This window comes from Flavobacterium sp. (genome assembly GCF_965277525.1).
In the GTDB taxonomy this organism is placed as follows: domain Bacteria; phylum Bacteroidota; class Bacteroidia; order Flavobacteriales; family Flavobacteriaceae; genus Flavobacterium.
Genome location: NZ_CBDIDC010000005.1, coordinates 1,082,818 through 1,091,563 on the forward strand (window position 1 = coordinate 1,082,818; position 8,746 = coordinate 1,091,563).

Annotated in this window: 5 protein-coding genes; all 5 read left to right on the forward strand. The window is 36.5% G+C overall.

Going from position 1 to position 8,746, the window contains the following annotated elements:
* Positions 1-340 precede the first annotated feature (340 nt).
* Entirely contained in the window at positions 341-793 is a 453-nt protein-coding gene (locus tag ACQY44_RS13090) for a hypothetical protein (protein ID WP_041520423.1), read from the forward strand.
* Positions 794-980: 187 nt separating this feature from the next.
* Entirely contained in the window at positions 981-2,273 is a 1,293-nt protein-coding gene (locus ACQY44_RS13095) for a hypothetical protein (protein ID WP_428230780.1), read from the forward strand.
* A gap of 103 nt (positions 2,274-2,376) precedes the next feature.
* Positions 2,377-2,796, forward strand: a complete 420-nt coding sequence (locus tag ACQY44_RS13100; protein WP_428230781.1) for a hypothetical protein — start codon at positions 2,377-2,379, stop codon at positions 2,794-2,796.
* A complete protein-coding gene (gene sprC, locus ACQY44_RS13105) occupies positions 2,793-4,247 on the forward strand; it encodes a gliding motility protein SprC (RefSeq protein WP_428230782.1) in 1,455 nt (484 codons plus the stop codon). Before ACQY44_RS13100 ends, sprC begins: the two co-directional genes overlap by 4 nt.
* A gap of 1 nt (position 4,248) precedes the next feature.
* Entirely contained in the window at positions 4,249-8,625 is a 4,377-nt protein-coding gene (locus tag ACQY44_RS13110; protein WP_428230783.1) for a PorP/SprF family type IX secretion system membrane protein, read from the forward strand.
* The last annotated feature ends 121 nt before the right edge of the window (positions 8,626-8,746 follow it).

Here is an 8,746-nt window from a genome sequence, read left to right on the forward strand (position 1 = left end):
ACGTATTTTTTGTGGTTTGTTAACCAACTTTTGTTAATAACAAGATTAAGTCGAGTAGATATCATGGTTTTTTTGTTAATAGTTTTTTTTGAAAAAAGCTAAACGTAAGTTTTTTTTTGTTATTAATTGAAAAAAAATGTTTAGTTTAATAGTTAATAACCTACATTTTTATTTTAACATTTTTAACAAAAAGCCCGTTAAAACGCACATTTTCCCGACATAACGCTGGTTTTTAAGCTTTCTTTAAGCTTTTTTTTTGAAAAAAGAAATCAATAAAGTTGCAATTTAAGTTAATTTACATATTTTTGTTTTCATCAACAACCAATTATAATAAGAATCTATGAAAGGGAAAATTATTTTATTTAGTGCACTTTTTTTATTGACAACTGGGGCTATTTCTGCCCAGGCTAAAAATGCTCCAAGAAGTATAATTAGTACAACAGCTCTTATTCGTAAATACCATGATCAAAAAGAATTGAGTGGTATGCAAAAAGGAGAACTTTTGGAATTATACATTGAGCGTATTAAAGTTTTAGTAAAAACCCTCCCTTACATTGCTTTGGTTACAAAACCTGGTGTTACGATGGCAGACTTAGGTATTCCGGACGATAACGAACACAAAAAAGTATTAGACGCTCAGGCTGTTGGTACAACAACATTTTTAGATACAACAGTAGAGTTTCAAAGAAAAATGATGCCATATTCTGATAAAGGAAACTTAATCGCGGCAATTTTATTTTACGAAAGCACATTGAAATCTTTACATGAGTTCAACGAATTGAACGAAATGTAATAAAAAATTATATTTTTAAAACCTTTTTTTTAATGTTTACGTAGATGCAGTGATTTCATACGTCATTTTGAAAGAGAATAAAAAACAACTCGTTCTCGATGTGTTCTGACAAAATCAGAAAAAGTCGAGATGAGTTTTTTCATTTACGCATACCCAAATTTATTATTAACCGTAATACCCCCTTATCATGAAAAAAATTACTCAGATGATCTGTGTTCTTTTGACAGTTACAAGTATGACTGCTCAACAAGAAAAAGGAATTATGGGCTACAACAATTGGTTGAACAACTGGACCGAATTTAAGCCTAACAAAGTAGAGTATGGAGAAGCAAACCAAATTTTAGCAGGAAACATTTCTGTTAATACTAAATTGCTGAAGAGGAATATCTATGTTTTGCAAGGAAATGTTTATGTCACAAACAATGCTGTTTTAACGATTGAACCTGGTACTTTGATTATTGGTGATTTCGAAACAAAAGGAACATTGGTAGTTACAAAAGGTGCACAACTTATTGCTGACGGTTTAGAAACTGATCCAATTGTATTTACTTCAAACCGTAGCCAGAAAAAAGCTGGTGACTGGGGTGGAGTTGTAATTCTTGGTGATGCTCCAATCAATAAATTTGGTAATGTAGGTTCCTATAACTTAGATCTTGATCCTACACTTACTACTTATGGCGGCGATAATGCTGCTGGAAATTCTGGAATTCTAAGATTTGTAAGAATTGAATTTGCCGGTAAAAAAGTAAAAGGCGCTGATACTTTTAATGCGCTAACCTTAGCTGGTGTTGGAAACAAAACAATTCTTGAAAACATTATGGTAAGCTACGCTGGTGGTGATTCATTTGGTTTCTTAGGAGGAGATGTAAACGCTACAAAATTTGTTTCTTATAAATCAATCAACGACGATTTTAAATTTTCACAAGGAGTTCAATGTCGTTTCTATAACTCTCTTGCAGTTAGATCTTCTTACTTCTCTAGTACAAAAGACGGATCTCGTTGCATGGAAGTAAAATCTTATGAAAAGAAAAGTGAAACAGATTTTACTAAAAAACAAACTTTGGTTGTGGCTACTAATATTACAATGCTTAATGACAGTGAAAATATTAACGCTGATATTCAGGCAGGTTTGGTAAAAGAAGCCGTATATGTTGCTGAAAATGCTTCTATCGAAATGAAAAGAAGTGTAATCTCAGGATTTAATCCTGCAGTATTATTAGACAGCAAAACAGAAATCAATGATGCTAATCTTAAGAAAATCAAATTCGAAGAAATGTATTTTAACCTATGTAAAGGAAACATCTTTACGGAATACAACTCTAACAACGAAGATTTAGAGAGCTGGTATGGAAATAGTGTTTTCTTCAATGTTTACTCTCAAAGCAGTAACAGAGAAACCTTTATTGATATTTTCAATGCTAAAAAACCTGATTTCAGACTACAATTAGGAAAAATTACAGCTTCAAGCGGAAACAGATAAATAGATTTCGATTTTTATTTCAAAACGTAAATTTTATTAATAAAGTCCCCAGACACAATTTATGTATTCGTCTTAAACAGGACCAAATAAAGATCAAGACATAATGGCTCAATCTAGAAAAAAATATTTTTTAAATATAATATTTTTGGTTTCACCTATTACGTTAAGTCTATATGCACAAAGTTCAATAGAAAATCCTACAGTTTCTATTGCGACTATTTGCAACTTGACTGCGTCAAATAACCAAAACAATCACATAGCTGATGATACTAGTATTATCAGCAAATTAGAGAATTCTAATCAGTTTATAGTAGGGCTATCCAACCCCAAGGATAGCCTTCCTATTGCAACTGATCCGAATGATCAGACTACTTCAAAATGTGAAGACAATTCATCATTAGCAGCTTCTTATTCACTTCTTGCAAAAGATATTATTGAGAACTACAGATATGACTTTTCTGAAACATTTATTGATATCTTGTTTTTTGAGAATATAGATTTGGCAAGAAAACGCACTATATGATTCGAAAAATTACTTTATCTTTTTTTAACGTTTTTCTATTATTCGGTATAATTATTTTTACCGGACCAAGTTCGTATGGACAGGTTAAATCGATAAATCCACAGGTCTTAGATTTTGACAGGATATGTGCCGGACCTGGTGGTAACCAATATACTGCAAAATTTACTTATAGCGGATTTCCTGCTGGGACAGTTTTTGTTGTTGAACTTTCAACTAACAATTTTGTTTCTGTAATTACTGCTAATACAATATCAGCGTCAGATCCTGCGGCAAATCAAAAGGAAATACTTTTTTCTGTTCCCACTGATCTTCCAGGATCTGATACTTATAGCCTTAGGGTTTCTACAACTGGTTTTACAAGTAACAAATTTGTTTCTTTTGGTTTAAAAACTTCTTTTCCAATTTATTACAGGGCGCATGACAGGCAGTTTACCATAAATAATTTTAGTGGTAATGCTGCATTTTGCTCAGGAGGTAGTTATGTATTAACTATTGATCCTGATTCAGCTGATCCTGTAAATGATTCACCATTAAAATATAAATTTTTAAACTATAACTGGTATAGAGATAATGGAGCGACTGCACTTCCAACTCTTGTCGCCAGTGCTTCTGGAGCAAGTTATACTGTAACTACTCCGGGAATTTATTATGTAGAAACAAATTACGGAACCTGTACTTCTGAATCTTATTCAAATCGTGTAACCGTTACATCAGGAGGTGCCGGTTCAGCGGTTACAATTAGTTCAAGTTTAGGAAATCCTTTTTGTCCAAGTTCAGATGGAACAGTATTAACAGCAACAAGTGGTAATAAATATACATGGAAAAAAGATGGAGCTCCATTTGGTGGTAATACCCGTACTGTTAAAGCAACAGAATCTGGTATTTATACCGTAGAAGTTGATTTTGGTGGTTGCGTTGCAAGCGGATCAATAGATCTTAAAAGTAATAGTTTTAATGCCAGTATTGATGTTGCTGATGAATTTCAACTTGAAGAAGGAGAAACGCTAAGTGTTAGTGTAATAACAGATGCTACAAGCCCAACTTACGAGTGGTATTTAAATAACAATCTTATTTCCGGAGCCACATCAAGTAGTTATCTGGTAGCCGCTATTGGTACTTATAAAGTGAGAATTTCCCAGGCTTCAGGATGTGTATCTTCTAAAGAATTTATTTTTAAAGCCAAAGGAAAGGCAGGTCCGTCTTCAGTTATTCCAAACATAATTAGTCTGAGCGGCACGAGTCCGTATTGGAATATTCCGGACGAATACAAAAATGCAAATACCAAGGTTATGATTATAAGTTCGAATGGCGATATGGTTCTTGATGTTAGCAATTATCAGGGAGATTGGCCTCAGGCTTCAATAGATTTTAAAAATGTAAATCCAGTTTATTACTATGTCATTAAAGGCGACGCAGGTGAAAAAAAAGGATCAATAACTGTGATAAGATAATATGAAGAAAATTTTACTATTCATCACTTTATTTTACGGTTTTTCAAATACACTCTATTCCCAGGACAAACCTGAGAATGGAGTTGTTTCGTTTTCATTACCTATTAGAAATTCTTTAAAATTTAACAGATATTTAATCAACCCTACATTTAGTTTTGTTCGAGAAACAAATGCATACGCGAGTTTTTATAATAAAAGACAATGGGTGCAATTTGAAGATGCACCAAATACCTATCTGGCCAATTATTCAGGTCGTTTTAGAGAGAATGAAGCTTTTGCTTTTGGCTTATTCCAGCAAAATTATGGTTTAATGACTGTTTTTGGCGGAATAGGAAACTTTGCTCACAACATCGTTTTAGAGCAAGACAGTAACTTAACTTTTGGTATGAACGTTGGTGTCTATCAAAGTGGTTTAAACAAAGGAAAAATCATATCTGATGATCCGGGTCTTTTAAATGGTGATTATCCTTCAAACACTTTATTAACGGTTAATCCTGGTATCAACTACGGAACTGCATTTCTTGATTTTGGAGTTTCTGTAAACAACTTGATTCTTTACAATTTTGGAGCTGGAATCGTAAAAGAAGACCCGGAAAGAGCCATCGAATTGCATGCTATGTACACGGGTTATCTTGATAGTTATGGTTTTTTTGACAGAAGTAAATTTTCTGGAATTGTAAAAACAGAAATTAAACAAGATAAAACAGTAATTTCCGGACTTGCCATGATTGCTATTCCGCAAGGTGTTTGGGCACAGGCAGGTTATAATACTTTATACGGAATTTCGGCAGGTTTAGGAATTAATATTTCGCCAAGTATCGCTATTGAATACAATTACGAGAGAGGTATGGGAAATTTTACTAATCTGGGAGGTTCTCATGAATTTGCTATCGCTTATAAATTCAAAAATAGAAACTATTATTATGGCGACGATGAAGAAGGTTCCTTAATAGACCCTTCGAAACCAAAAGCTGTAATAGCTAAGAAAAATACAACACCAATAACGAGAGTAAGTGGTGCCGAAACAGCAAAACTGGCTGCAGAAGCTAAGGCAAAAGCCGATGCTGAAGCACTTAAAGTAAGACTGGCTGCTGCCGAAAAAGTGAAGGCTGATGCCGAAGCTGCTGCAAAAGCAAGACTAGAAGCTGATAATAAAGCTAAAGCGGATGCTGAAGCATTAAAAATAAAACTGGCTGCAGATGCAAAAGCAAAAGCTGATGCAACGAGAGCACAAACTGCAACAACAAACAGAGCAGTTGCTACAGAACAAAAAACACAAGCACAATTGACTGCTGACAAAGCAAGAGCTGATGCTGAAGCACGCAGAATAAAATTAGCTGCAGATAATAAAGCAAGAGTAGATGCTGCCGCTGCTGCGAGAGCGCAGGCAATTGCAAATAAACCTGCTGCAACAGCAACTCAAAAGACTCAGGCACAATTAGCAGCTGATAAAGCCAAAGCTGATGCTGAAGCATTGAGAACTAAATTGGCTGGAGATAAAGCGAAAGCCGATGCTGCCGCAGCTGCGAAAGCAAAAGCTGCAACAACTGCAGCACCACAAAAAACACAAGCTGAATTAGCAGCCGATAAAGCGAAAGCTGATGCAGAAGCATTGAAAGTTAAGCTGGCTGCCGACGCCAAAGCTAAAGCCGATGCCGAAAATGCTGCCAAAGCAAAATTGGAAGCAGATAATAAAGCGAAGGCTGATGCCGAAGCTTTAAAAATAAAATTAGCAGCCGATGCTAAAGCAAAAGCAGATGCTGCTGAAGCAAAACGTAAAGCTGATGCGAAAGCAAAAGCGGAAGCGGCAGATTTACAATCTATTTTAGCCGCTGATGCTAAAGCAAAAGCAGATTCAGATGCTTATCAGGCAAGATTAGCTGCTGAAGCTAAAGCTGCCGCTGCTGCTGCTGAAAAAACGAAAGCTAATATTGATGCTGCTAATAAAGCAAAATTAGCTGCTGATGCTAAAGCGAAAGCTGCAGAAGAGGCTGCATTAAAAGAAAAACTTGCTACAGATGCCAAAGCGAAAGCAGATGCCGAAGCAAGAGAAGCAAGAATAGCTGCAGACGCCAAAGCAAAAGCTGATGCAGAAGCTGCTACAAAAGCAAAATTAGAAGCCGATGCCAAAGCGAAAGCTGATGCAGAAGCCTTAAAAATAAAATTAGCTGCTGATGCCAAAGCAAAAGCGGATGCAGATGCACTACAAGCAAAACTAGCTGCCGATGCGAAAGCGAAAGCCGATGCAGACGCACTACAAGCAAAATTAGCTGCCGATGCCAAAGCGAAAGCTGATGCAGAAGCACTTCAGGCAAAATTAGCTGCTGATGCAAAAGTGAAAGCAGATGCCGAAGCTTTAAAAATAAAATTAGCTGCAGATGCCAAAGCAAAAGCCGATGCAGACGCACTACAAGCAAAATTAGCTGCCGATGCCAAAGCGAAAGCTGATGCAGAAGCACTTCAGGCAAAATTAGCTGCTGATGCAAAAGCGAAAGCAGATGCCGAAGCTTTAAAAATAAAATTAGCTGCAGATGCCAAAGCAAAAGCGGATGCAGACGCACTACAAGCAAAATTAGCTGCAGATGCAAAAGCAAAAGCAGATGCTGAAGCACTACAAGCAAAATTAGCTGCTGATGCAAAAGCGAAAGCAGATGCCGAAGCTTTAAAAATAAAATTAGCTGCAGATGCCAAAGCAAAAGCGGATGCTGAAGCACTACAAGCAAAATTAGCTGCCGATGCCAAAGCAAAAGCAGATGCTGAAGCACTACAAGCGAAACTAGCAGCTGACGCTAAGGCGAAAGCGGATATGGAAGCATTACAAGCAAAACTAATTGCTGATGCCAGAGTTAAAGCAGATGCAGAGGCAACTGCTAAAGCAAAAGCCGATGCAGAAGCGAAACAATTGCAAGAAGCAGAAGATGCACGTCTGGCTAAATTAGCTGCTGACGCTAAAGTCAAAGCCGATGCTCAGGCGCTACAAGCAAAATTAGCCGCCGATGCAAAAGCAAAAGCTGATGCAGACGCATTACAAGCAAAATTAGCTGCTGACGCTAAAGCCAAAGCGGATGCTCAGGCACTACAAGCAAAATTAGCTGCCGATGCCAAAGCAAAAGCCGATGCAGACGCATTACAAGCTAAATTAGCTGCCGATGCCAAAGCAAAAGCTGATGCAGACGCACAACAAGCAAAATTAACTGCTGACGCTAAAGCCAAAGCGGATGCTAAGGCACTACAAGCTAAACTAGCCGCCGATGCCAAAGCAAAAGCCGATGCAGATGCATTGCAAGCTAAATTAGCTGCAGATGCTAAAGCGAAAGCGGATATGCAAGCAGCTCAAGCGAAGTTATTGGCTGATCAAAGAGCGAAAGCCGATGCCGAAGCCACAGAAAAGTTACAAGCTGAAGAAGAAACCAGACAATTGAGATTGGCAGAGGAAGCACGCGAAGCAAAATTATTAGCAGACGCCAAAGCGAAAGCCGATGCCCTCGCAAAGGAAGCTTCATCTCCAAAAGATGATACGGCTAAAGCAATAGAAGATTTAACGTTGTCTATTGAGAGTTCAGTTAAAAATCAAAAGGATTTATTATCTCAGTTTAATACAACAGTAGCCAATAAACAAAGAGATTTGAATGATTTGAGAGAAGAGAATGACTTAAGTGAAAAAGGAATTTATAAAGAGCCAAAACCTTTCAAAAGTGTTGCAGCTGAAAACAGTCAGTTAGAGTCTTTAAAATTACAGCTTGCGGAAGCCAATAGACTTCAGAAAGATGAAATCACGAAGTTGACTAATTTATATAACGAAAGACTTAAAAAATTCCCGAACAAGAATGATGCTTTAAACAAAGCGTATCTGGATAAGATCAATCAGTTGAAAGCAGCTCAATTAAAAATGGAACAGGATAGTGCGACTTTACTTTCGAATTTAGAACGTATTAAAGCAGAAACTGAAATTGAGAAAAAACGTAGAATTAAGCGTGCAGCATATGAGAATGATCAGGGAAGATATGCGCAGGACGTTGCTGCTCTTAAACGTATAAAGGAGACGACTAAAGTAAGTAGTACACCATTAACGGCAAGTGACTTTGATTTTGGTGAAGACCAGTCGAATATGCAAATTATCAAGAATATTAAAAATTCTGATAGTGGTTATTATTTAATAATTGCCGTTCACAATAGTGTAGAAAAACGCGATCAGTTCTTGGCAAAAGCAGTTGCTGCAGGACGTTCAGATGTTAATTTCTTTTACAATGTTACAACAAGTAAGTATTACATCTATTACGAGAAGTTCGAAGGTTTATCTGAAGCGACTAAGGCATTAGAAGCAAAAGGATCTAAACCATACAACGGAAAAATGGCGATCGTAAAAGTTGAGAATTAATAGAAAATATAGAATTAAAAAATTTCAGTCCTTCTGACTTTTCAGAAGGACAGATAAAATAAATGTATTAGAACGCTATAATTTATTTTTTAATGCCCCTTAAAAAATTCAGGACCAGCAA

Bases quoted from the DNA above. Each gene is read 5' to 3' on its own strand.
- ACQY44_RS13100 (WP_428230781.1), top strand. From the start codon at position 2,377: ATGGCTCAATCTAGAAAAAAATATTTTTTAAATATAATATTTTTGGTT.
- ACQY44_RS13110 (WP_428230783.1), top strand. From the start codon at position 4,249: ATGAAGAAAATTTTACTATTCATCACTTTATTTTACGGTTTTTCAAAT.
- ACQY44_RS13090 (WP_041520423.1), top strand. From the start codon at position 341: ATGAAAGGGAAAATTATTTTATTTAGTGCACTTTTTTTATTGACAACT.
- ACQY44_RS13095 (WP_428230780.1), top strand. From the start codon at position 981: ATGAAAAAAATTACTCAGATGATCTGTGTTCTTTTGACAGTTACAAGT.
- sprC (WP_428230782.1), top strand. From the start codon at position 2,793: ATGATTCGAAAAATTACTTTATCTTTTTTTAACGTTTTTCTATTATTC.